This window comes from Christiangramia aestuarii, assembly GCF_009735585.1.
GTDB classification, from domain to species: domain Bacteria; phylum Bacteroidota; class Bacteroidia; order Flavobacteriales; family Flavobacteriaceae; genus Christiangramia; species Christiangramia aestuarii.
Genome location: NZ_VJVW01000004.1, coordinates 215,732 through 240,467, shown reverse-complemented (window position 1 = coordinate 240,467; position 24,736 = coordinate 215,732). Strand labels below are relative to the sequence as shown.

Sequence of the window (24,736 nt, the reverse complement as noted above, 5' to 3'; positions counted from 1 at the left end):
ATTTTAAGTAATTATTAGAAATAAAGCCGCTAATGTAAAGAAATGACCAAAATATATTAGCGAAAATGACCAGTTTTTGAACGCTACAAAACTGTTTCTCAAACAGGAAAGGCCTTTTAGCACATTTTCATGCTAGGAAAAAGGAAAGTTTAATTATTCTTCATTTTGGAAATGAGGTCTTCATCGAATTGCTTTTTGATCTTCGTGATCTCTTTTACATTCTCATTCGGGATGGTGATAGAAAGCACGTAATGATGAATTTTCCAGATTCCGTTCTCTTTCATGAGCACGCCAGAACCACGGCAAATACCCATATGCGTGTCCAGAAGTTCGTCGAACCAGGCCACGCGAAGGTTCTCATGCACATAAAGGTTACGATCCAGGGTTCTGAAAGTCCATGCTTTTCCAGATTCAAAATAAGGCCTAGAGAATTTTCTGAATTCCGGTAAGGTCCAGTTCTCGGTAGCATCGGTACCTATAAAAACAGCATCCTCGGTCATCAGGCCAAAGTAGTTCTCAAAATTAGCCTCTGCAGCAGCCTTATGCCACTTGCCTATGGTCTTGTTGATCTGTCGCTCAGCAGCTTTAATATTTTCCTGGGTATTCTTAACCTGGGCATTAAGCTCGGAAAAGCTTAAAAAAGCGATGAGACAAAGACTAAGGAGAGCTAATTTCTTCATGCTGTGAATTTTTATTCAAATTAGTGTTTTATTCTGATTTTTCAGGCCGAATACTGTCCTGTTTGCGTTCATTTTCCTCGAACTCGTCCAGTTCCTTTTCAAAATCCTCCAGGCTTTTCAGGAAGATCTCATTCATCTGCAATTTAAGGTTATTGAATTCCTGGTGCAGTTCCCGGGTGGTCTGGGCGATATCTTCGGCATCGGGTTCCTGTTTCCCGGAATACTGCTTAAGAAGCCTGGCCTTGGTGTCCACAACGTTCAGCCTGGCTTCCACGGCGACCGACTTCAGGCTATCTGGAACAGATTTCTTTAAAGATTCCATGATCTGGGCGATGGCGCCGGCATTGTTCATTACCTCATTTACCGTGGCACCCTCCAGTTTCTGCACCTCGTTCTGCGCTGTGATGTATTCTACCCAGTTAAGTGCGTATTTTCTTGCTTCGGCATCCAGGGCATAATTGGGATCTTCGATCTTTAATTTCTGCTGAAAAGCAGTGGTATCGGCAAGGTCTTCTGCCGAGCTTTCCGCATCTGTTTCCGTTTTACAGGAAATTAGTAACAGCGTCGATATAAGAAGGATGAATTTATTCATACAGGGATTTCAGTGTCTTACAAAGTTATTTAATATTTACCGATCTGCGATGTCCAATTTTCGTTGAAGAATTCATAACAGATTAGCTCAAGAAAATCATAAGATTACGATTTCCTCTATATAAATAAATATATTTGCAAAAAATTTAATTTATGGGCGGAAGGATTTTGATAATTGGTGCCTGCGGACAAATTGGTACTGAACTAACGCTGAAGTTGAGAGAGAATCATGGGAACGATCAGGTGATCGCCAGTGATATTCGTGAAGGAGCGGAAGAATTGATGCAGTCTGGTCCCTTTGAACTTTTGAATGCTACCGACGAACTTCATATTAGAGAGGTGGTAGAAAAATATGAGGTAAGGGAAGTTTACCTGATGGCGGCCATGCTTAGCGCCACCGCCGAAAAGGCCCCGATGAAAGCCTGGGACCTTAATATGGATTCCTTATTTCATATTCTTAACCTTGCCAAGGAAGGAAAGCTGGATAAGATATTCTGGCCTTCAAGTATCGCCGTTTTCGGGCCAACCACTCCAAAAGACAATACTCCTCAAACCACCATTATGGAACCTACCACGGTTTACGGTATCAGCAAACAAACCGGAGAGCGCTGGTGTGAGTATTTCCACAGGAAATTTGGCGTGGATGTGAGAAGCATCAGGTATCCCGGGATCATAAGTTACAAGACCCTGCCGGGTGGAGGAACTACAGATTACGCTATCGAGATCTTCCATGAAGCCATCAAGAATGGCGAGTATACCAGTTTCCTGGCCGAAGATGCAGCATTGCCCATGATGTATATGGACGATGCCATCAAGGCGACCATAGATATCATGGAAGCTCCGGCAGAAAAGATCAAAGTAAGATCTTCATATAATCTTGCAGCTATAAGTTTTACTCCAGAGGTACTGGCTGCAGAGATCAAAAAGCATCTTGAAAATTTCCAGATATCCTATGAACCCGATTTCAGGCAAAGTATCGCCGAAAGCTGGCCCTCAAGTATAGATGACACCGCAGCCAGGGAAGACTGGGGTTGGGAGCATGAATTCGACCTTGAAAAGATGACCACCACTATGCTGGATGGAGTAGGGAAAACCTTAAAGGAAAAAGCCTAAAATAAGAAAAGCCCCGCCAGATAGCGGGGCTTTTTACTTTGTACTCAGAAAAAATATATTATTCGATCACGCGTACTTCAGTAGCGTTCACTCCTTTTCTTCCTTCTGTTTCTTCGTACTCTACTCTATCACCTTCCTGGATAGTTTCACCGTTTAAACCGGTAACGTGTACGAAAATGTCTCTTTTGGTGTCGTCGTTGGTAATGAATCCATAACCTTTAGATTCATTGAAAAATTTAACTGTGCCTTGCATAAAAAATAATAATTAATAAAGCACAAACATACACGATAAAAATTTAGAATCGACTGAAAATCAGATTTTTTTGTGTTTTTTTTATGTTAACAAATTAATCGATCCCCTTATCCCGCATCTTCTTTAAATTTTCTTCAGATAGGGTATAGTCTTTCAGTCTTTTACCTTTCCATCTTACGTAAAGGAAGACTGGCATTAGGATAAAAGCGCTAGTTAGAACTGCAATGCCTATGATCCTGTCACCGGTTAGAACATCATCATTAAGCCGAAAATAGAATCCGACGCCAATGGCGATAAGGATGGCAATTCCCAATATTTTCATAAAAATTTTCATCGTAGTGCAGATTATTTTTTGCTGATAATTATACCGTTACCTCGATCAATTTCTGTCGGTAAGCGGTTAGCATTTTTGATTTTGATATGAATCCTACATATTTTCCCTCTTTGACCACAGGTAGATTCCAGGCGTCGCTATCCTGAAATTTTTTCATGATGGTCTTCATCCTGTCGGTCTCAATATCTATGATCTCGGGAGCCTGCTGCATGATATCCCGAACCTTTACCTCTTTGTAGAGCTTTTCATTGAACATGATAGACCTTATGTCATCCAGCAGGATGATCCCCATGAAATTACGATTTTCATCAACCACGGGAAAAATATTGCGCGAGGATTTTACCACCCCCTGGTGGATCACATCCCCAAGATCCATATCTACCTCTAATGGGATAAAGTTCTTTTCAATTACCCGGGAAATGTTCATCAGGGTGAGCACGGTCTGGTCCTTATCATGAGTAAGCAGGTCGCCGCGCTGAGCCAGCTCCATGGTATAAACCGAATGTGGCTCGAATTTATTGGTGATCATATAGGATATTGCCGCCGTGATCATAAGCGGGATAAAAAGTTCATATCCGTGAGTAAGTTCAGCAATAAGAAAGATGGCCGTTAGCGGAGCATGAAGCACCCCTGCCATCAACCCGGCCATTCCCACCAGGGTGAAATTGCTTACCGAGATCTGATGTTTAAATATCCCGAGATTGTTTATAAAAAGGGCGAAACAGTGTCCCATTGCGCTACCCATGAACATTACTGGTGCAAATATACCTCCAACCCCTCCAGCGCTGAAGGTTAAAGAAGAGGCGATGATCTTAAAGACTACCAGGCCGGCGAGAAGAATGATTACCACCCAGATATTCTCCAGGTAGGCATTGAAAAGGTTGGTTCCCAGGGCTTCCAGGTAATTTTCCTGCAAGAGATTGTTTATCACATTATAACCTTCCCCGTAAAGCGGCGGGATAAAGTAAATAAGTATTCCCAGCCCGAGGCCTGCAATTATAAGCCGTACAAAAGGGGAGCGGATCTTCGCCATCAGTTTGGTAGAACCAAAGTAGATCCGGGAAAAATATACTGAACAAGCTGCTGCCAGAATTCCCAGCAGAATATAATAAGGTACTTCAGAAATGGTAAAAGCGTCTTCCAGTTTAAAGGGCAGAATGATCTCGCTTCCGAAGAAAAAATAGGAGGTGAGAATTGCCGATACCGATGCCAGCAATAATGGTAACAGGGAGGCAAGGGTAAGGTCCAGGCTAAAGACCTCGATCGCGAAAATGATCGCGGCGATTGGGGCCTTAAAGATAGAAGACATCGCTCCGGCCGCCGCGCATCCAATCAGCAGAGTCCTTGATGCCTGGTTCATTAAGAACAACCTGGAAATATTAGATCCCAGGGAGGCACCGGTAGCTACGGTGGGACCCTCAAGTCCTACCGAACCCCCAAAACCTACGGTGATGGGAGCCGTGATAACAGAAGCATACATCTGGAAACGCTTCATGATCCCTTTTTGCCTGGAAATAGCATATAAGGTCGTTGGAATACCATGTCCCACTTTCCGTTTCAACACGAATTTAATGATGAGGTATACCAGCAATAAACCTATGACCGGAAAAATAAAATAGAAGGCGTCGTGATACCTTACAATAAATTCCCCCTCCAGTAAGGACTGGATAAGGTGGGTAAGGTTCTTAATGATTACAGCGAAGATTCCCGCCACAAAACCAATTACCGCGCTTAGGAACATAAGGAACTGGCGATGGGTGAGATTCCTGGATTTCCAGTTCAAAAACCTGTGTAGCAATGATCTTCGTAATTTCGCCACTTCTTGATATTTAGCCTATGAATATAAAAAATCCCGCTTTACGCGGGATATAGTTTTTATAATTTTAAACTTAGATGTAATTCGTCAAGTTGTTCCTTATCAAGTTTAGCAGGAGCGTCTATCATCACATCACGACCCGCATTATTTTTAGGGAAGGCAATGAAGTCTCTAATGCTTTCCTGACCACCCAGAATAGCCACCAATCGGTCAAAACCAAAAGCGATCCCTCCGTGAGGAGGTGCGCCGTACTGGAAAGCATCCATTAAGAAGCCGAACTGTTCTTTAGCTTCTTCTGGGGTGAACCCTAGATATTTGAACATCTGGGATTGTGTTTCCTTGTCGTGGATACGAATAGAACCACCACCAATCTCGTTTCCGTTCAATACCAGGTCGTAGGCGTTTGCTCTAACTTTACCTGGTTCGGTTTCAAGTAGTGCGAAGTCTTCTTTCTTGGGAGAAGTAAAAGGATGGTGCATGGCGTGGAATCTTTCGGTTTCCTCGTCCCACTCCAGAAGCGGGAAATCCACGACCCATAATGGCGCGAATTCATCAGATTTTCTTAACCCCAGTTCATTTCCAAGATGCATTCTTAGAGTACTAAGCTGAGTTCTTGTCTTTGCCGCATCTCCCGCCATAACCAGAATAAGGTCTCCCGGTTTAGCGCCGGCAGCTTCGGCCCAGGCAGTTAGATCTTCCTGAGAATAGAACTTATCTACCGAAGATTTCAGGCTGCCATCCTCATTATATTTAGCCCAAACAAGTCCGTTTGCACCAACCTGAGGTCTCTTGACCCAGGAAATGAGATTATCGATCTCTTTCCTGGTGAAGCTTGCCGCACCGGGAACCGCGATCCCCGCTACCAGTTCCTGCTGGTCGAAAACATTGAAGCCTTTGTTCTTGGCCAGCTCATCAAGTTCGGCGAATTCCATCCCGAACCGAATGTCCGGTTTGTCGTTCCCGTACTTTCTCATGGCCTCGTCGTAGGTCATTCTTGGGAACTCGGCTACCTCAACTCCTTTGATCTCTTTTAGTAAATGCCTGGTTAGGCCTTCAAAAATGTTCAGGATATCTTCCTGCTCCACAAAAGCCATTTCACAGTCTATCTGGGTGAATTCCGGCTGACGGTCTGCGCGAAGGTCCTCATCCCTGAAGCATTTAACTATCTGGAAGTATTTATCCATTCCGCCGACCATCAATAACTGTTTGAAGGTTTGAGGCGATTGGGGGAGAGCGTAGAACTGGCCCTCGTTCATCCTGCTTGGCACCACGAAATCACGGGCACCTTCAGGAGTAGATTTAATAAGATATGGAGTTTCGATTTCAATGAAACCCTGGTTAGAAAGGTAATTTCTCACCTTCATGCCCACCTGGTGGCGGAACATCAGTTTATTTTTCACCGGATTCCTGCGAATATCCAGGTAACGGTATTTCATTCTTAGGTCTTCCCCGCCATCTGTGTCATCTTCAATGGTAAAAGGAGGGGTCTTGGAAGAATTCAGTATCTGGAAGTCCTCTACCAGCACCTCGATCTCACCGGTTGGGATATTTGGGTTTTTGGATTCCCTTTCTATCACGCTACCTTCTACCTGTATCACGAATTCACGGGCCAGGCTTCCGGCTTTGTCCATCAATTCCTTTGAGGAACGCTCTTCATCAAATATTAGCTGGGTAATCCCATATCGATCACGAAGATCTACCCAGATCATAAATCCTTTGTTCCTAACTTTTTGCACCCATCCGGAAAGGGTTACTTTATTACCAATTTGCTGAGCATTGAGTTCACCGCAGGTATGACTTCTGTACATGTTATCCTTCAAATTTAGAATGGGCACAAAAGTAAGAAGTTAAACACTTTTACTGAACCTTTCAGTCCTAAAAATTATGCTGTTTTATTTCAATGTTAAGCAATGTTAAACTTGCAAAGCCTTGAAAAACAGTTAAATTAGCTTCCAATGTTAACTTAATGTTACGTAAATATTGCTTGTTTGTAAACTTTGTGTATATTTGTAATGAGAACGTTAATAAAAAAGAGACTATGAAGACTATAAAGAACATATTGATGGCGGCAATTTTTATTACAGGAAGTGTTGCTATTGCTCAAGATAAAGACCCTAAACCTGTTTTTGAAAAGCAGGGAGATTTAATCAAAGGAACTTTTTATTATGAAGATGGAACTGTTAGGCAGGAAGGTACGTACAAGGACGGTAGACTCCACGGGGAGTGGATTTCTTACAACCAAAACGGTGAAAAGACAGCCATCGCGAATTATAAGAATGGCCAAAAAAGCGGAACATGGTTTTTCTGGTCTGAAAGTAAACTTACTGAAGTGGACTACCAAAACAGTAGAATCGCAAGCGTAAACAGCTGGAAAAATGAGAGCTCATTGGTAAGTAATCAATAAATGATAAATGTATTTAATAGAAAAAGCCCGAAGCATCGCTTCGGGCTTTTTTGTTCTTAGGCTTTATTCAATTGCTTTTCTTTTCGTTTATCGGCGAACCTAACCTTTGCCCTGTTCACCAGGTAGAACATTACAGGTACTACCACCAGGGTTAGGAAGGTGGCGAACACAAGACCGAAGATCACCGTCCAGGCCAATGGTCCCCAGAAGATCACGTTATCTCCTCCAATATAGATTCCCGGATCGTAATCTGTGATCAATCCGAAGAAGTCAATATTAAGTCCCACTGCCAGTGGAATTAAACCAAGCACAGTGGTAATTGCCGTAAGCAATACCGGTCTCAGCCTTGACTTACCACCTCTTACGATCACATCAAAATACTGTGCCCTGGTTAAAAGTGCATCCTCCTCCAGGTCCAGTTCCTTTTTCTTACGATCTATAAGGATCTGGGTGTAATCTATTAGTACGATGGCGTTGTTCACTACGATCCCGGCAAGGGAAATGATCCCCATCATGGTCATGATGATGATGAAGTCCATCTGGAAAATGATAAGTCCCAGGAATACACCCACGAGACTAAGAACCACCGCCATAAGGATAATGATAGGTTTCGAAACCGAGTTGAATTGGGCTACCAGGATCAACAGGATCCCTCCTAGGGCTATCAATAGAGCTTTTAACAGGAAGTTCATGTTTTCTTGCTGCTCCTCCTGCTCTCCTGTAAACTCCAGGCTTATGTCCTCTGGCATTTCATAGTTCTTGAGTGCCGTCTTTAACTGATCTACGATCTGGTTACCATTATAGCCCTGCAACACGTTGGAATAAACTGTGATCACTCTTTTTAGGTCCTTCCTTTTTATTGAGCTGAAGGATGACGCCACCTCGGTCTCCACCAGGGAAGAAATTGGGATCTGCCTGGTCTGGCCAGAATTCTGATCTTTGAAGGTAATAGGCTGGTTAAACAGCGCGTTCTCATTATACCTGAACTCTTCGTTGAAACGAACATTCACCTCGTAGTCGTCATCTCCTTCTTTATAGGTGGAAACTTCTTCCCCGTAGATGGCACGCCTCAGCGTTTGTCCTACCTGAGAGGTTGAAACCCCTAACTGACCGGCTTTTCTACGGTCTACCCTTACATCAAGCTCGGGTTTAGACTTGTTCACGTCAATTTTAAGTTCCTCAATACCGGGAATGCTTAGTTCCTGGATATAAGATCTAAGGTTTTCGGCCTCGGCCAGCATGGTTTCATAATCTTCACCTTTCAATTCCATGTTGATGGGATAACCAGCCGGAGGTCCCGCGGCATCTTTTTCTACCTGAATGGAAGCACCCGGGAATTCGTTCACGGCCTCGCGAACTTCTGCCAGTACCTGTGAGCTTTCTACTCCACGGCGTTCCTTGAATTCTCGCATCACAATAGTGACCTTTCCCTTATGCGGCATTTCGTTCTGCTGTCCGCCATCGGTCTGTGGGTTTCCGGCTCCTTCCCCTACCTGCGAAATAACCGATTCTACCATGAAATTATAGCCATCCTCATCTTCATATTTTTCAACCACATCAAAGATCTGCTCCTCCACCTTTCTGGTAAGTTCATTGGTCTTTTTGATGTCGGTGCCTTCAGGATATTCTATATAGGTGATCACCTGCTTAGGCTGGTTCTCCGGGAAGAATAAAACGTCTGGCTGTACGAGCCCTATCAAAACAAAAGAGAAGAACAATAAAAGCAAGGTTCCGAAGAAGAAAGCATATGCTTTTCTTCCCCTTAAGGCGAACTTTAGAAATCTTTCGTAATTGCTTTCGAGTTTTTTCAGCGACTTGAACTGGAAATATTTTACGGCTCCAGAGAGTACGTATTTGTAGAACCACATCAGGATCACTCCAAGCAGGAACAGGTTACCCAATGCTCTTAGGGCACCAAGCTTCACCAGGTATCCAGATACCAATAATACCACGCCAATCACGGCCATGATGATGCTTATCCTGATAAGCCTCTTTTTAGAGATCCTGCCTTCCTCGGTTTTCATGAATTGTGAGGTAAGCATGGAGTTGATGATCAGGGCCACAAAAAGTGAGGAACCAAGTACGATAGACAGGGTGATCGGGAAGATCACCATGAACTTACCTATGGTTCCCGGCCATAATCCAAGAGGGAAAAATGCCATTAGCGTGGTGGCTGTTGAGGCGATGATGGGCCAGGCGATCTCGCCCAAACCCTGCTTGGCGGCCTTGATCCTTGGCCATCCTTCATCCATCAGGGTATAAACGTTCTCTACTACCACGATCCCGTTATCTACCAGCATCCCCAGACCCATTACCAGGGCGAAAAGCACCATAGTGTTCAGGGTGTAGCCAAGACTGGACAGGATAATGTAAGAAAGGAACATAGATAAAGGTATCGCCAGTCCCACGAAAAGGGAGTTTCTAAAACCTAGGAAGAACATTAATACCAGTACTACCAGGATCACCCCAAAAATAATGTTGTTCACCAGGTCGTTCACCTGGTTACGGGTGTCTGTAGAAAGGTCGTTGGTAAGGCTGATGTCCAGCGATTCCGGAAGGTATTCTTCCTGCTCGGTCTTGATGATCTCCTTGATCTCATCCACCGCCTCGATCATGTTTTTCCCACTACGCTTCTTCACATCCAGCATTACAACCGGCTTGCCATATTCCCTGGCGTAAGTGGTCGCATCTTTTTCCTGGAAATTGACTTCAGCGATATCTTTTAAGAAGATATTTCCGCCATCACTTTTTACCACGACGTCCCGCAATTCGGCAGGATCTTCTATCTCACCAATGATCCTGATATTCTTCTGAACGCCACTGGTGATAATGTTACCACCAGAGATCGTCCTGTTTTCAGCACTCACTGCGCTAATAATATCCTGAAAGCTAACTTCTGAAGCGCTCATCTTGTAGATGTCCACGGCTATCTCAACCTCCATATCTTCAGCCCCGCGAATACTTGCTTCCTTTATCTGCGGAAGTAATTCGATCTTTTCCTGGAGATATTCGGCATAATCCTTTAACTGCTGAACGGTATAATCTCCCGTTAGGTTGATGTTCAGGATAGGCTGTTCTTCTGAAAGGTTCAGGTCAAAAACGTTGGGTTCTACCTTAGCGCCATTATCCAGGGTAGGCCAGGTGGTCTCTGCCTTTACCAGATCTACCTTGTCCTTGATCTTTTGTTTGGCAACATCTACATTCACTTCCTCTTCAAATTCCACGATCACCAGGGAATAATCCTGCAGGGTAGTGGAGCTGATCTCCTTAACACCCCCAACATCATTGAATTCCTCTTCGAGAGGTTCGGTGATGAATTTCTCAACATCTTCTGCCGAGTTACCCGGGTTAATGGAACTTACATAAATCTTGGTCTCTATGATCTCAGGAAATGATTCCCTGGGCATACTATAATAGGAGAGAAGTCCGCCTATCATGATGATGGCGATGATGACGTAAACCGTCATCTTGTTATCTATCGCCCAGGAGGAGAGTTTGAATTCTTTATCTAATTTCATTCTGCTTATTTTCTGAATTTAACTTCCTGCCCGTCGCGAATGTTTTTCGAACCGTCGGTGATCAGCATTTGTCCGCTTTCGAGGCCTTTTTTGATCTCGATGGAATCATTGTAAACCAGCCCGGTTTCCACGATCACTTTTTTCGCAGTTCCGAAATTCTTGTCATTTTCCTGCTCCAGCACGTAAACAATGCTTTCTCCCTGGGCGTTCTTCTGAATGCTGCTTTCCGGGATCACGATAGCGTTTTCTGAAGTATAATCGTTCAGTTTGATCGTAGCGATCTGGTTGGGCTTGATAAGATCCTTTTCTTTTGGTACCGCAACCTCAATTCTGAAGGTCCTGTTATTCGGGTTGATATTGTTACCAACCTGGCTGATCTTTCCTTCGAATTCACGTTCTACAGAACCAATATTCACCTTGACTTCGGTACCTTCAGAAACCTTATTCAGGTAATTTTCGGGAACATCGGCCTCTACATACATATTATCCAGGCTTATCAACCTGAAAAGCTGGTTCTGTCCCGGGTTTACTACTTCACCCTGCTCGCTAATCACGTCATCTACCACTCCACTGAAAGGAGCGCGAACCACGGTCTTGTCCAATTGAGACTTCAAACTGTTAACCGAACTTTGTAAAGCCTCGTAATTGGTCTTGGCTTGCAGGTACTGCATTTCTGAACCTATGTTCTGTTCCCAAAGTCTTTCCTGTCTTTCGTAAGTCGTTTTGGCCAGTCTCTCCTGGGCTTCCAGCTGTGCAAGTTCATTCTGAAGGCCACCATCATCGATGCGTGCAAGCACCTGTCCTTTTGAAACTCTTTGACCTTCGTTCACACGAACATCGGTAAGGATGCCTGAAAATTCAGGGTAGATGATGATATTTTCATCTGTAGCGACATTACCCTGCACTTCTGCATAATGCTTAAAGAGAGTATCGTTCACGGTTTGTACGCTTACCAGGTCCATTCTTCTGTTCTTGTCCAGTTTTTTGATGGCCTCGTCCAGGCGGTCTATCTGTTCGGCGATCTGGGCCTGTTCGGTACTGAGTTCAGATTTTTTGGCCCTTATCTGGCTGAGGTCTTCACTTTCCAGTACCTCGTCTATAGACTTTGTTTCCGCGTCTCCACCGCAGGAAATGAGGACCAGGGGTAATGCGAATAATAGTATTAGTCTTTTCATGTTCTTCTGTATAATTGGGAGATTAGTTTTCATCGTTATAACTTCTAGTATCCAGTAAATTTTCAAGTTCTGCCTTGGCGGTGATCACATCCAGCATAGACTGTAGATATTCCTGCTGGGCGGTGTATAGTTGTCTTTGTGCTTCGGTAAGCTCGAAACTGCTGGCGATGCCTTCAAAGAACTTTATCTGGTTCTTATTCTCGATCCTTTCTGCCAGTTCAAGGTTTCTAACCGCATTTTGATAACTTTCAATGCTGAACTCATACTCGCTTTTCGCCATATTGATCTGGCGTTTTACATCGTTCTCGGTCTGTTCCAGGTCCAGTAAGGCCTGTTCGTATTCTAGTTCTCTTTGCTGGGTCCTGGCGCTTCTCATTCCGCTGCTGAAAATCGGGATATTTAGACTCACTCCTAAAATGGATTGTCCAAAATATTCCTGGTCGCTGTTAAGGAAGGTGAATTTATCGGAGAAGCCCTGGTAACCGTAATTCACGAAACCGCTAAGGGTGGGTAAAGCCTTGGCTTTCTGAAGTCTTACCTGGATCTGTGCAGATTCTGCCGAGTTCTTGGCGATCCTGTAATCTATATTTTCCTCTACCGGGATGATTTTATTCAGGATGGCCGGGTCATAATATTTCATGGCCAGGGCATCAAGATCATCGGTAAGCATAACTTCATCTTCTACGGGGATTCCCAGGCTAAGATTGAGCAGTTCGTAAGCAATATCACGCATTCTTTCACTACGGCTAAGATTGTTCTTAAGCCTTAACAGGGTTATTTCCAGCTGCTCCACATCTTCCTGTTCAGCCAGTCCGTTCTCGTAGATCTTCTGAGTGTCATTGTAGTTCTTCTGTACTGTGGAGACGTTCTTTTCCAGGATATCCACACTTTCTTCGGCCAGTAGGACATTTCCGTAGGCGCTTATGACAGATTTTTTGATCTCCAGGTCGGTCTTGGTCTTGGCATTTTTGGAGATCTGTAACAGGGTTTTTACGGACTGGATACCTACTATATAAGATCCGTCAAAAAGGAGTTGCCTCCAGGTAGCCGTCGCATTCACGCTTTGCTTGGTTCCAAACCTCACCGGGATAAAACCTTCTGGAGCATTTACCGGCACATCGTTCCTTTGTACATCGTCAAAATACTCCTCAACAATATCTATGGTGCTTTGGGTATTATCGAAAGCCGCAGCGGGTAAAAGGGTTACCGGTTGTTTCAGAAAGTTCTGATAGTCTACCGCCCCATCTATTTGCGGAAGTCCCTGGGCGATGATCTCCCATTTTTGTTTAAGGGCGATCTGTACGTCCTTCTCAGCGATCTGGGACTGATAATTATTCTCGATTCCAAATTCTATAGCCTCCTCGATAGAAAACCTGTAGTTTCTCGGGTTTTCTTCCTGGGCGAACATTCCTGTTAGGGCCAGGAGAAAAAAGCATAAAACATTTACTGGTCTATTTTTCATTATTAGTGTATTCTTCAAGAGTTTTAATTCCTTTTGGGGTGCAGATCGCCCGAAGGTGGTAATTCAAAAATTCTTCGGTAAGATCCTGTTCGCTAAATTGTTCTACGGGGAACACTTCTTTGTCTTTAACACCCATCATTCCAACAAAATGAATACGGCAAACAAAAGGCACATTGATCTGTTTGCGGTAGTATCCCTGTTCCATCCCGCGAGAAATATTATCACCCACACAATCTTCCAGCACCTGGAATTGCTCTTCGATAAGTTTATCAAAAACCTTGGGGTAATATTTCTTCAGCTGAAAGTGAGGTGAGGTCTTTTCGCCTTTTAAATGCTGATTTACAAATTGCTTGATCTCAAAGTTCTCGATCACCGGGTTTAGTTTCCTTGACCTTATTTCTTCGATACCTTCAGAAATAGTTTTCAGCAAATGCGAGCCGCTGGCCTGCACCAGTTTGTTTTTGGTGGAATAATGCGCGTAGATGGTCTTTTTCGATATGCCCATGTTTTCAGCGATATCGTCCATGGTCACACTTTTAAAACCATACTGTAGGAACATCTCGGTTGCGGTATGCAATATTTTTTCCTGCACTATTTGAATAAATTTCGGCAAATGTACGCATGGAAACTTTAAAAACAATAAAAGTTTCCTTCGTTTTAATCTGATTTAACAATAGCTTAAAATTTGTAGAATCTGCAAATTGGGTATTTTAGCCAAAAATTTTTCGATACATGCTAGACATATCCCAGTATAGAGAAGCCGTAACCGACTATTTGCACCAGAAGATTCAGGTGAAGGAACCCGTAAATCTTTACGAGCCTATGGTCTACATCCTTGAACAGGGAGGGAAAAGATTACGTCCTGTACTGGTATTAATGGCTACAGACCTTTTTGACTGCGATTATAGAAAGGCTTTGGATGCGGCACTTGCGATCGAGATCTTCCATAATTTTTCGCTGGTTCATGATGATATCATGGACGACGCGCCCATTAGAAGGGGGAAAGATACCGTGCACGAAAAGTGGGATATCAATACGGGGATACTTTCCGGGGATGCCATGCTGATAAACGCCTACCAGCTTTTTGAAAATTACGAAGGTGAGACCTTTAAGGAACTTTCCAAGCTTTTTACCAAAACAGCCATTCAGGTTTGCGAAGGGCAGCAGTACGATATAGACTTTGAAACCCGTGAGGATGTTAGTATCGAGGATTACCTGTTAATGATCGAATATAAAACAGCCGTCCTGGTAGGTGCTTCCCTGCAGATGGGTGCCATTGTTGCCGATACTTCTAAGGAGTGCCGTGAGGCCATTTACCAATATGGTAGATTGCTAGGTATTGCGTTTCAGCTTCAGGACGATTACCTGGACGCCTTTGGGGATCCTGAAACTTTCGGCAAACAACCCGGGGGTGATATTATTGAAAACAAGAAAACTTTTCTATACCTGAAGACCCTGGAGCTTGCAGGTAGAAGTGAAGCCCTTCAGCTGGAGCACCTTTATACCATTTCTCCGGCAGATAATTCCGGAAAGATCGAGGCGGTAAAAGCGCTGTTCGAATCAAGTGGTGCGGCTGAACTTACCCGTAAAGAGATCGAAAATTATACGGATAAAGCCTTTAAAATCCTCGACAGGATCGAACTGCCCGAAGAGAAGAAAAAACCCCTTCGCCAATTCGGGGAAATGCTCATGAACCGACAGGTTTAAGGCTTATAAATTCTTATTTCTATCCGTTTTCTACCATAAAAGGGCTATATTCAGGTGTTTGTTAAAATTCCTATAATCATATAGAGAATTATCATAATGCCTGCAAGCTGTTTTTTTTAAAAATTGTATTTTTGCTTTGTTTTTAAAACAAAAGAAACATTTGTTTCAATTTTATGGATAGATTTTCATTTCTAAATGCTGCTCATACTGCATATTTCGCAGAACTTTACGATCAATATTTAAAACATCCTGATAGCGTGGAGCCCAGTTGGAGGGCTTTCTTTCAAGGGTTTGACTTTGGAATGCAGGAAAATGGCGTTTCTCAGGAAGTATTGGGTGAAGCTCCTGTAGACTTTGCCGAAGGAGAGATCCCCGAGCATGTCGTAAAAGAGTTTCAGGTAATTCGTTTGATCGACGGGTATCGCACGCGAGGGCATTTATTTACAAAAACCAACCCGGTTAGGGAACGTAGAAAGTATACCCCAACACTGGATATTAAAAATTTCGGACTTGAAGAGAGTGACCTGAAAACCACTTTCAATGCCGGAGATATCCTTGGAATAGGGCCCACTACTTTAAAAGAAATAATCAGGCATCTTGAAAGGATCTACTGCGAGTCTATCGGGATCGAGTATATGTATATTCGAAAACCGGAAGAGATCGAGTGGATTCAGAACAAGCTGAATGTGAACGAAAATCATCCAAAATTCGATGAGACCCAGAAAAAGCAGATCTTAAAGAAGCTGAATGAAGCGGTCTCCTTCGAATCTTTCCTTCACACAAAATATGTTGGGCAAAAGCGATTTTCACTGGAAGGTGGAGAAAGCCTTATCCCGGCCCTGGATGCGCTTATCGAAAAGGCTGCAGAACTGGGAGTGGAAGATTTTGTAATGGGAATGGCTCACCGTGGAAGGTTGAACACGCTTACCAATATCTTCGGAAAGAACGCCAAAGATATTTTCAGTGAGTTTGACGGGAAAGATTATGAACAGGATATTTTTGATGGAGACGTAAAATATCACCTGGGCTGGACTTCCTGCCGAACTACCGATAACGGAAACGAGATTAATATCAATATTGCACCCAATCCTTCTCACCTCGAAACCGTAGGTGCCGTGGTAGAAGGTATAAGCCGTGCAAAGCAGGATCGTAGATACGACAGGGACAATTCAAAGGTCCTTCCTATCCTGGTACATGGTGATGCGGCCATTGCCGGCCAGGGTCTGGTATACGAAATAGTACAAATGGCTCAGCTGGAAGGTTATCAAACCGGCGGAACCATTCATATAGTGGTAAACAACCAGATAGGGTTTACCACCAATTATCTTGACGCAAGAAGTTCTACCTATTGTACAGATGTGGGGAAAGTGACCCTTTCTCCTGTATTGCACGTAAATGCAGATGATGCGGAAGCGGTAGTGCATGCGATACTTTTTGCGCTGGATTTCAGAATGAAATTTAAAAGGGATGTGTTCATCGACCTGTTAGGTTATAGAAAATATGGCCATAATGAAGGTGATGAACCGAGGTTTACCCAGCCTAAACTGTACAAGGCTATTGCCAAGCATGAGAATGCCCGCGATATCTATTTCGAAAAGCTGAAAAAAGAAGGAGTTGTAGATGACGCCTATCTTAAAAAGCTTGAAGATACCTACAAGGCAGCGCTGGAGGAAAAACTGGAAGATTCCCGAAAAGAAGAAACCACCAGGATCACTCCTTTTATGCAGGATGAATGGGAAGGTTTCCATAATGTCCAGGAAGACGAGATGATGAAGGAGATAGATACTACCTTCGATCTTAAGAAACTTGATGAGGTGGCCGAGGCAATTTCACAACTTCCCGAGGACAAGAAGTTTATGAGAAAGATCAAAAAGCTCGTAGACAACAGGAAGAAAATGTATTTTGAAGATAATAAGCTGGACTGGGCCATGGCCGAGCACCTGGCTTACGGATCTTTAATGACCGAAGGTTACAATGTGAGAATTAGCGGTCAGGATAGTGAACGTGGTACTTTCTCGCATCGTCATGCCGTAGTGAAAGTTGAAGACAGTGAAGAAGAGATCATTCTTCACAATAATATAAAAGACAGGGAGGGAGATTTCTTTATTTATAATTCCCTGCTTTCAGAATATGGGGTTGTAGGATTCGATTATGGATATGCCATGGCGAGCCCGACCACCCTGGCCATCTGGGAAGCCCAGTTCGGGGACTTCGTGAACGGAGCCCAGATCATGATAGACCAGTATATTTCTGCAGCTGAGGATAAATGGAAGCTTCAGAACGGGCTGGTAATGTTACTGCCTCATGGTTACGAAGGCCAGGGAGCAGAGCACTCTTCGGGTAGAATGGAAAGGTTCCTTCAGCTTTGTGCGAAAGACAATATGTATGTGGCCGATGTTTCAACACCGGCGAACATGTTCCATATTTTGAGAAGGCAGATGAAAGCTGAATTCAGAAAACCTCTTATCATCTTTACCCCGAAAAGTTTACTTCGTCATCCAAAAGTGATCTCAACCAAAGAAGAATTCGCCAACGGAAGTTTCCAGACGCTGATAGATGATTCTGAAGCAGAAGTGGAAAAGGTGAAAACCCTTGTATTCTGTACCGGTAAATTCTTCTATGACCTGTTAAAGCACAGGGAAGAAAACGACAGGGATGATGTTGCCCTGGTAAGAATAGAACAACTATTCCCATTACCTACTTCTAAAATGAAGGAGATGATGGAAAAATATAAAAATGCTGATGATGTGGTTTGGGCCCAGGAAGAGCCCCGTAATATGGGAGCTTATGCTCACCTGTTGCTGCACTTCCAGGAAGCGCGCAATTTCAGGGTATGTAGCCGTAAGTTCTACGGATCACCTGCTGCCGGTAGTGCCGTGCGTTTCAAAAAACGCCATGAACGCGTGATCAACAGTGTTTTTGATAAGAATTTAAACGAAGAAGAAAATAATTAAGAATCAATATCCTGGAATTCAGGAGACAAAATAGATAATAATCATGGCCTTAGAAATGAAAGTTCCTTCACCCGGGGAGTCCATCACCGAAGTTGAAATAGCCCAGTGGCTGGTAGAAGACGGGGATTACGTTGAAAAAGATCAGGCGGTAGCCGAAGTTGATAGCGATAAAGCTACACTGGAACTTCCGGCAGAAGCCAGTGGTATCATCACTCTTAAGGCTGAAGAAGGCGATGTGGTAGAAGTAGGAGAGGTGGTTTGTTTGATCGATACCGAGGCTGAGAAGCCAGGAGGTGGAGATTCAGATGATAAACCTGCCGAAGAAGAAGAGAAAGAGCGCCAGGAGCAGAAAGAGGATAAGAAGGACAGCGACAAGGCAGATGCCAAGACCGAAGAGCCTTCTAAATCCAGTACTCCAAAGCAAAAACAGGATACTTACGCTACCGGGAGTCCTTCTCCTGCAGCTAAGAAGATCCTTGATGAAAAGGGAATAGACGCTAAGGACGTTAAAGGGTCCGGCAGAGATGGACGAGTGACCAAGGAAGATGCAGTAGAAGCCAAAGCTTCTATGGGTACTCCAGGTACAGGTACCAGAGGAGAAGAGAAAAAGAAGATGTCCATGTTCCGTCGTAAACTGGCTGAACGTCTGGTTAGCGCGAAGAACGACACAGCAATGCTTACTACCTTTAACGAGGTAGATATGTCTCCTATTTTCAACCTGAGAAAGAAATACAAAGAAGACTTTAAGGAGAAGCACGGGGTGAGCCTTGGATTCATGTCCTTCTTTACCCTGGCAGTTATTCGTGCTCTGGATGAATATCCTGCGGTGAACTCTATGATCGATGGTGACTATATGGTTAGTTATGATTATAAGGACATCAGTATCGCGGTTTCCGGGCCAAAAGGTCTTACCGTTCCGGTGATTAGAAATGCCGAGAACCTAAGTTTTAGAGGAGTGGAAGCTGAGGTAAAACGTCTTGCCCTTAGGGCCAGAGATGGAAAGATAACGGTAGATGAAATGACCGGAGGTACTTTCACCATAACTAACGGTGGAGTGTTTGGTTCTATGCTATCTACACCGATCATCAACCCACCACAAAGTGCTATTCTTGGAATGCACAATATCGTGGAAAGACCTGTAGCCATAGATGGTCATGTAGAGATCAGGCCAATCATGTACGTGGCTTTATCTTATGATCACAGGATCATCGACGGTAAAGAATCTGTTGGATTCCTGGTAGCAGTGAAAGAGGCACTGGAAAATCCTGAAGAGTTACTGATGGATAATGATGTAAAAAGAGCTCTTGAATTATAGAGCAGTAAGAAATAAGAAAATAAAAAGGGGTATGCTGATGCGTACCCCTTTTTTATTCTAACAAAAATTAAAACAAAACTAACAAACGTACAATATTCAATGCTAAAATACCCACGACCAGAATGGCCAGAAGTATGAAAAAGAACTGTGAGTAAATTTTAGTCTTGATATTATTCAATTTTGTAACCACTCAAACTTAATTATATAAGTTATATGAGTCAAAGGGGATTTTTCCCTTATTTCAAATATAGAGCCTTGTTCTTATAGTCTATTACGGCTTTCCCTTTTTTGAGAATATCTGCGCCTATGATGCCGTGCACCTTGTCTGCTTTGTGATTAACCAGGGCTTCGTTCACATGTTTAAGATCAAAAAGTACCAGGTCTACTTTTTTCTTTTTCCAGCCCATGATCTCTATTCGGTTCTTCTGGGAGATCTGGGTGATCATGTTGGTTGCGCCGGCTCCGGCCGCCTTTATGTCGCTGTCTTCAGAAAGCAGGTCGAAATGTTCTACCGCATCGATGCCTACACAGGTGCTGGAGGCTCCGGTATCTAATATAAAATTCCCTTCGATATTGTTGATCCTGGCCACGAGTTCCAGGTGATTGGTTTTAGTGTACTTAAGTTTTACTCGGTGGTATCCTTTCTCTTCCAGGTGCTTTTTTAAAGACATGCTTTTTTTTACAAATATAAGATTTCAAAGCATTGTGTTAAGCAGGTAGTTTTACTTTAAAGCCTGCCTCCACCAACCTTGGATCTGTCTGGGTTGCCTGTCTCGAGATCCATTTGATATTTATGGAAATATATCCCAGGTCCTCCATGACCGTCCCGTAACACTGGTAGATGCCCCGGCTCCTTAAAGGGTATTTTTCTGCTACCTTAGGGAAGATGACCACATCAAAGATGCCTCCCTCGATATCGTATAAAGTTCCGAAATACATGAATTTACCGTTCGAGGTACCGGTCTTTCTGCAATTCACCAGATTGCCGTAGATCTCGATATCTTTCCCGATATAGTTCTTTAATTTGCTTGCGGTCATGTTATTTGCTGGGGGCGTTTCCAATAGCTCGAACTGGCTACACAGCGGGAAGCCCAGGATCTCCATCTGGTCGTAGGCTTCAATGAGTTTTGAATATTCAAATTCTGGCAATTCAAAATCCCGGTGTTTTGGCCTGAAGAGTAAAGCCTGGCTGTTTTGGGGTTTGTTCTTTTGAAGTTTGAAATAGGCTTTCCACAAGAGCTCATGTTTATCTATTCCCGTAAATCTGAAGGCGTTTATCTTAAGCAGGATACTCAGCTGTTCGATCGAAATGTGGATCCTGTCTATAAAATCATCCAGCGATTTAAATGGACCAAAGAATTGCCTGTTCTCCAGGATCTGCTGAATGGTTTTTGTCTCAAGCTCCTTCATATATCCAAAACCCAGATAAATATCCTTACCATAGATGCAATTGGGATGGTCGCTTTTATTGATGCAGGGGGCATGGATAATACCACCGCATCTTCTTATTTCCTGGATATAGGTCTGCAGGTCATAGAAACCACCTCCATTATTGATCGCGGCCACCATGAATTCCAGGGGGAAATACTTTTTGAGATACAGGCTCTGATAGCTTTCCACGGCGTAGGAAGCTGAATGTCCCTTGGGAAAGGCATAACCGGCGAACGAGGAGATCTGCTCCCATACTTCATTGGTGAGTTCAGCAGAATATCCCCGCTGCTTGCAGTTCTCACGAAAGTTCTGTTCTATCTTTTCCATCTGTCCTTTGGAGGTCTTCTTTCCGCTCATCCCGCGGCGAAGTACATCTGCATCGTCCAGGTCCAGTCCCGCGAATTTATAGGCTACTTTCATCACGTCCTCCTGGTAGACCATCACCCCGTAAGTGTCTTCCATGATCTCGTACATGATGGGGTGGGCCTGTTTTCTGCGTTCGGGATCACGATGCCTTAGAATGAATTCTTCTTTCATCCCGGCACTGGAAACACCGGGTCTTATCACCGAGCTTGCGGCGACCAGGTTATCGTAATTATCGGTCTGTAGTTTGGTAAGCAGTCCGCGCATGGCGGGAGATTCCACATAAAAAACACCCATGCAGTCACCTACCTTTAAAAGCTCATTGATAGCAGGGTCCTGTTTAAAAGCCTTGATATCTTCTATGTCTTTGAGCGCTGCCCCTGGCTGGTTCTGTTTAATAAGCTCCAGGGCGTCGGTGATCTTGGAGAGTCCGCGCTGGGCCAAAATATCGAATTTGTGTATGCCTACCTCTTCGGCGATATTCATATCGATCTGTATGGTCCTGAAACCTTTGGGCGGCAAAAACGTGCCGGCATAGTTGTGAACCGAATCGTTCAATATGAGGATTCCGCCTGAGTGCACGCTCAGGTAGTTTGGGAAACCATCGATAAGCCGGCTGTACTTTAAGACCAGTTGCTCCAGGTGGTCGAGTTCGTTATAATTGAAGAAGCCTGCCGATAGCTTGTCGATGTTCTCTTTGGGAAGCCCGAAAACCTTCCCCAGTTCCCGCGCTACCGCCCTTCTTTTAAAGGTGACATAAGTGCCCATAAGCGCAGTGTGCTCATAGGTCCTGAAAATATAATCGGTAACATCGTTGCGGTCTTTCCAGGAAAAATCGATATCAAAGTCGGGGGGAGAGCTTCGGTTGGGGTTGATAAAGCGTTCAAAATACAGATCCAACTCAATAGGGTCTACGTTGGTAATGCCAAGTATATAGGCAACAATAGAATTGGCGCCGCTGCCACGGCCCACGAAAGGATATTTTTGGGAACGGGCATAATTCACGATATCCAGATTGATGAGGAAATAAGAGACAAAGCCTAGCCTGATGATAGTATCCAGTTCTTTCTTTACCCTTTGCAAAACCTCTTCTGTCTGCTCTGGATATCTAAGCGGAAGTTTTTCATAGCACAGGCTAATAAGCTTTTTTTTATCTTCCTCTTCGTTCTTGCCAACCAGCAGTAAATTGCGGTTCTGCCCCTTCCCGAATTCAAAATCTACTTCACAGCTATCCATGAGCTTTTGAGTGTTTTCCAGAATATGCGGAAAATCTTCGAAGGCTTTTTCAAGGTCCTCCAGCCGGTGCATTTTATGGGAAGGCGATCCCTGTTCCCCTTCCGGCAGTTTGCTTAATAAAGTATTGTTGTCTATGGCCCGTAACAAGCGGTGGGCGTTATAATCTCTTTTATTCCTAAAGCTTACGGTATGCAGGACGACCAGTTTGTCTTCCAGCTTTTTATATGCTGAAAATTTCAATTTCCGAAGGCCTTCTATGGAGATGCCTATAAATTCGTTCTCCTGGAAATCCTGTTTTTTATCGGCCATCACTTTTTCCAGCGGGTAGATAATAAAACAATCGGGCAGGAGAGGGGCCTGGGCCGGAAAGTCTTTTTGAGCATGTATATGTTCAGAAAGATGCGCGTTCAATTGGCGGTAGCCGTCATTGTTCCTGGCGATGCCTACATACTGCTGCTGAGCTTTATTTCTGAAATCTATGCCCACCAGCGCTTTCAGTTTAGACGTCTTATTGATCCTGATGAATTCAAGGCAGGCAGAAGTATTGTTGATATCGGTAAGTGCGAGTTGCCCAACCCCGTTGTCCCTGGCCAGTTCACATAGCTCTTCTACAGACATCGCACCGTACCTTAAGGAGTAATATGTATGGCAGTTTAAATACATCTTTTAGTCTCAGTTTTTTGTCATTCTGAATGCAGTGAAGAATCTCTATTAATCCGGATTCGTATAGTTTAGATTTTTCGCTTCCTTGCATTCCGCTCTTAATGACAGCGAGATGTCATGCTGAGCGCAGTCGAAGCATTTTATTATCAATTTTCCATTTTCTGCTTCCTGCTTAAACTGAAGCACTTCAAAATGTTATTCCGTCATCTGTTGAGACCCTGAAACAAGTTCAGGGTGACGTTAAGTTTTTAGTTATTCCGAACACAGTGAAGCGATCTCACTATCAGTTTTCCATTCTCCATTTTCAATTACCTTTCCAGCATCTAACATCTCAATTCTCAAATCTCTTCACTGTTTCCTATGCGCCAGCACGATGGGTGGCTCGCCGTTGAACGGGTTGCCCATCCGGCCGATGGTCTTCACATCTAGCGTCACCGCCCGCATCACGCTATGCTCGCCAAAGCGCTTTTTGATCTTATCCATGGAATTATAAAGGCTCAGCATCTCTTCAGAATCGTCAAAAAGATTGATCTGGTAATGCCCTCCCACGAGTCCGCTGAAGCGTACGCCGATTAGCCTGATCAACAAACGCCTGCTATAAAGTTGTTTGAACAATTCCTCCACTTTCGGGATAAGGATATGGTCTGCGCTGGTATAGGGGATCTTCGCCTGTTTGCTGTAAGTTTGAAAATCGGAATAACGGATCTTCACGCTTACATTAGAGGTGAGCTTATTTCCCTGTCTCAGCTGGTAAGCCAGGCTTTCAGCCATGGCGACCAGGGTGGCATGCAGCCGCACCATATCTATAGTGTCCCGGTTAAAGGTTCTTTCAGTGGAGATGGACTTGCGTTCATGGAAAGGGATAATTGGCAGGTGGTCTATCCCATGGGCCCTTTTCCAGATGGTACGCCCGTTCTTTCCCAGTACACTTTCCAGCACCTCTACCGGCATTTTCTGTATGGTCTCGATCTTACGTACTCCCAGGTTCAGTAATTTCTGAAAGGTCTTGCTGCCTATCATCGGGATCTTGTTCACGGTAAGCGGTGCCAGGAAACTACGTTCAGTACCGGCTTCAATGATCTTGCGCGCGTAAGGTTTTCCTTCTCCGGTCGCGATCTTGGAGACCACCTTATTTTGCGACAGACCAAAAGAGATGGGCAAATGTGTTTCTTTTTTTATGGTTTCCTGAAGCTCCCTCGCGAACTGGGAGATGCCAAAAAAGCGGTCCATTCCCGTAAGATCTGCGTAGAACTCGTCTACACTGGCTTTTTCAAAAGAAGGCACCTTGCTGCGAATAACCTCGGTCACTTCATGTGACAATTTTGTATAAGTGGAAGCATTCCCTTTGATCACGATCGCCTGTGGACAAAGCTGCCGTGCTACTTTCATGGGCATGCCCGAGTGTACACCGAATTTCCGGGTTTCATAGCTGCAGGCGGCGACCACTCCGCGATCTCCCAGGCCTCCCACGATCACTGGTTTGTCATTGAGCTTGGAGTCGTAGCGCCTTTCTGCCGAAACAAAAAAGGTATCCAGATCCAGATGAATTATAGACTTTGTATTTTTCATAACTAGGAATAAATCCTTTTAATTGGAGATATTCCAAAATTATGAAATTATTCTGGATGAAGATGAGGGGAGAGCGTTAAAAAGTAAATTAGATTGGGAGTGAAATATTCAATTAAACATGTAAATTTATTTAGAACAATAATTTATATCAA

Annotated in this window: 18 protein-coding genes; 5 read left to right on the top strand and 13 right to left on the bottom strand. The window is 43.9% G+C overall.

The window, feature by feature from the left end; all coding sequences use genetic code 11:
- Nucleotides 1-149 precede the first annotated feature (149 nt).
- Together FLP08_RS11455 and FLP08_RS11450 are read right to left on the bottom strand one after the other, a co-directional pair.
- Nucleotides 150-680, bottom strand: a complete 531-nt coding sequence (locus FLP08_RS11455; RefSeq protein ID WP_156276876.1) for a nuclear transport factor 2 family protein — start codon at nt 678-680, stop codon at nt 150-152.
- 28 nt (nt 681-708) lie between these two features.
- Nucleotides 709-1,272: a hypothetical protein gene (locus FLP08_RS11450; protein ID WP_156276875.1), complete on the bottom strand. Its 564-nt coding sequence runs from the start codon at nt 1,270-1,272 to the stop codon at nt 709-711.
- Nucleotides 1,273-1,424: 152 nt separating this feature from the next.
- Here FLP08_RS11450 and FLP08_RS11445 point away from each other — a divergent pair, with 152 nt between their 5' ends.
- On the top strand, nt 1,425-2,384 hold the full coding sequence (locus tag FLP08_RS11445; RefSeq protein WP_156276874.1) for an NAD-dependent epimerase/dehydratase family protein: 960 nt from the start codon (nt 1,425-1,427) through the stop codon (nt 2,382-2,384).
- A 58-nt stretch (nt 2,385-2,442) separates the two neighbouring features.
- Here the strand turns inward: FLP08_RS11445 and FLP08_RS11440 are convergent, their stop codons facing one another.
- The 4 genes from FLP08_RS11440 to aspS form a co-directional block, all read right to left on the bottom strand.
- Nucleotides 2,443-2,637, bottom strand: coding sequence for a cold-shock protein (locus FLP08_RS11440; RefSeq protein ID WP_107011798.1), 195 nt, complete (start codon nt 2,635-2,637; stop codon nt 2,443-2,445).
- A 94-nt stretch (nt 2,638-2,731) separates the two neighbouring features.
- Entirely contained in the window at nt 2,732-2,959 is a 228-nt protein-coding gene (locus FLP08_RS11435; protein WP_238388488.1) for a hypothetical protein, read from the bottom strand.
- Nucleotides 2,960-2,999: 40 nt separating this feature from the next.
- On the bottom strand, nt 3,000-4,790 hold the full coding sequence (locus FLP08_RS11430; RefSeq protein WP_162431052.1) for a chloride channel protein: 1,791 nt from the start codon (nt 4,788-4,790) through the stop codon (nt 3,000-3,002).
- A gap of 56 nt (nt 4,791-4,846) precedes the next feature.
- Nucleotides 4,847-6,595 carry an aspartate--tRNA ligase gene (gene aspS, locus FLP08_RS11425; protein ID WP_156276872.1) on the bottom strand — a complete coding sequence of 583 codons (1,749 nt, stop codon included), beginning with the start codon at nt 6,593-6,595 and terminating at the stop codon, nt 4,847-4,849.
- Nucleotides 6,596-6,825: 230 nt separating this feature from the next.
- Here aspS and FLP08_RS11420 point away from each other — a divergent pair, with 230 nt between their 5' ends.
- Nucleotides 6,826-7,191, top strand: a complete 366-nt coding sequence (locus FLP08_RS11420; RefSeq protein WP_156276871.1) for a toxin-antitoxin system YwqK family antitoxin — start codon at nt 6,826-6,828, stop codon at nt 7,189-7,191.
- Nucleotides 7,192-7,247: 56 nt separating this feature from the next.
- Here the strand turns inward: FLP08_RS11420 and FLP08_RS11415 are convergent, their stop codons facing one another.
- From FLP08_RS11415 to FLP08_RS11400, 4 genes are read right to left on the bottom strand one after another with little or no spacing between them, the layout of a single operon-like run.
- Nucleotides 7,248-10,709 (bottom strand): efflux RND transporter permease subunit, encoded by a 3,462-nt coding sequence (locus FLP08_RS11415; RefSeq protein WP_156276870.1) that lies wholly within the window; start codon nt 10,707-10,709, stop codon nt 7,248-7,250.
- 5 nt (nt 10,710-10,714) lie between these two features.
- Nucleotides 10,715-11,884, bottom strand: a complete 1,170-nt coding sequence (locus FLP08_RS11410) for an efflux RND transporter periplasmic adaptor subunit (protein WP_156277188.1) — start codon at nt 11,882-11,884, stop codon at nt 10,715-10,717.
- Nucleotides 11,885-11,906: 22 nt separating this feature from the next.
- Nucleotides 11,907-13,346: a TolC family protein gene (locus FLP08_RS11405; RefSeq protein WP_156276869.1), complete on the bottom strand. Its 1,440-nt coding sequence runs from the start codon at nt 13,344-13,346 to the stop codon at nt 11,907-11,909.
- Complete coding sequence (locus tag FLP08_RS11400; RefSeq protein ID WP_162431050.1) at nt 13,336-13,938, bottom strand: TetR family transcriptional regulator; 603 nt, start codon at nt 13,936-13,938, stop codon at nt 13,336-13,338. Before FLP08_RS11400 ends, FLP08_RS11405 begins: the two co-directional genes overlap by 11 nt.
- 140 nt (nt 13,939-14,078) lie before the next feature.
- Here FLP08_RS11400 and FLP08_RS11395 point away from each other — a divergent pair, with 140 nt between their 5' ends.
- From FLP08_RS11395 to odhB, 3 genes are all read left to right on the top strand, one after another.
- Nucleotides 14,079-15,053, top strand: a complete 975-nt coding sequence (locus FLP08_RS11395; RefSeq protein ID WP_156276868.1) for a polyprenyl synthetase family protein — start codon at nt 14,079-14,081, stop codon at nt 15,051-15,053.
- Between the two features lie 173 nt (nt 15,054-15,226).
- Nucleotides 15,227-18,007: a 2-oxoglutarate dehydrogenase E1 component gene (locus FLP08_RS11390; protein WP_156276867.1), complete on the top strand. Its 2,781-nt coding sequence runs from the start codon at nt 15,227-15,229 to the stop codon at nt 18,005-18,007.
- 43 nt (nt 18,008-18,050) lie between these two features.
- Entirely contained in the window at nt 18,051-19,322 is a 1,272-nt protein-coding gene (gene odhB, locus FLP08_RS11385; protein WP_156276866.1) for a 2-oxoglutarate dehydrogenase complex dihydrolipoyllysine-residue succinyltransferase, read from the top strand.
- A 236-nt stretch (nt 19,323-19,558) separates the two neighbouring features.
- Here odhB and FLP08_RS11380 read toward each other — a convergent pair whose 3' ends face one another.
- From FLP08_RS11380 to dinB, 3 genes are all read right to left on the bottom strand, one after another.
- Nucleotides 19,559-19,993: a retropepsin-like aspartic protease gene (locus FLP08_RS11380; RefSeq protein WP_156276865.1), complete on the bottom strand. Its 435-nt coding sequence runs from the start codon at nt 19,991-19,993 to the stop codon at nt 19,559-19,561.
- A 37-nt stretch (nt 19,994-20,030) separates the two neighbouring features.
- Nucleotides 20,031-23,015, bottom strand: coding sequence for a DNA polymerase III subunit alpha (locus tag FLP08_RS11375; protein ID WP_156276864.1), 2,985 nt, complete (start codon nt 23,013-23,015; stop codon nt 20,031-20,033).
- A 348-nt stretch (nt 23,016-23,363) separates the two neighbouring features.
- Nucleotides 23,364-24,584, bottom strand: a complete 1,221-nt coding sequence (gene dinB / locus FLP08_RS11370) for a DNA polymerase IV (protein WP_156276863.1) — start codon at nt 24,582-24,584, stop codon at nt 23,364-23,366.
- Nucleotides 24,585-24,736 lie beyond the last annotated feature (152 nt).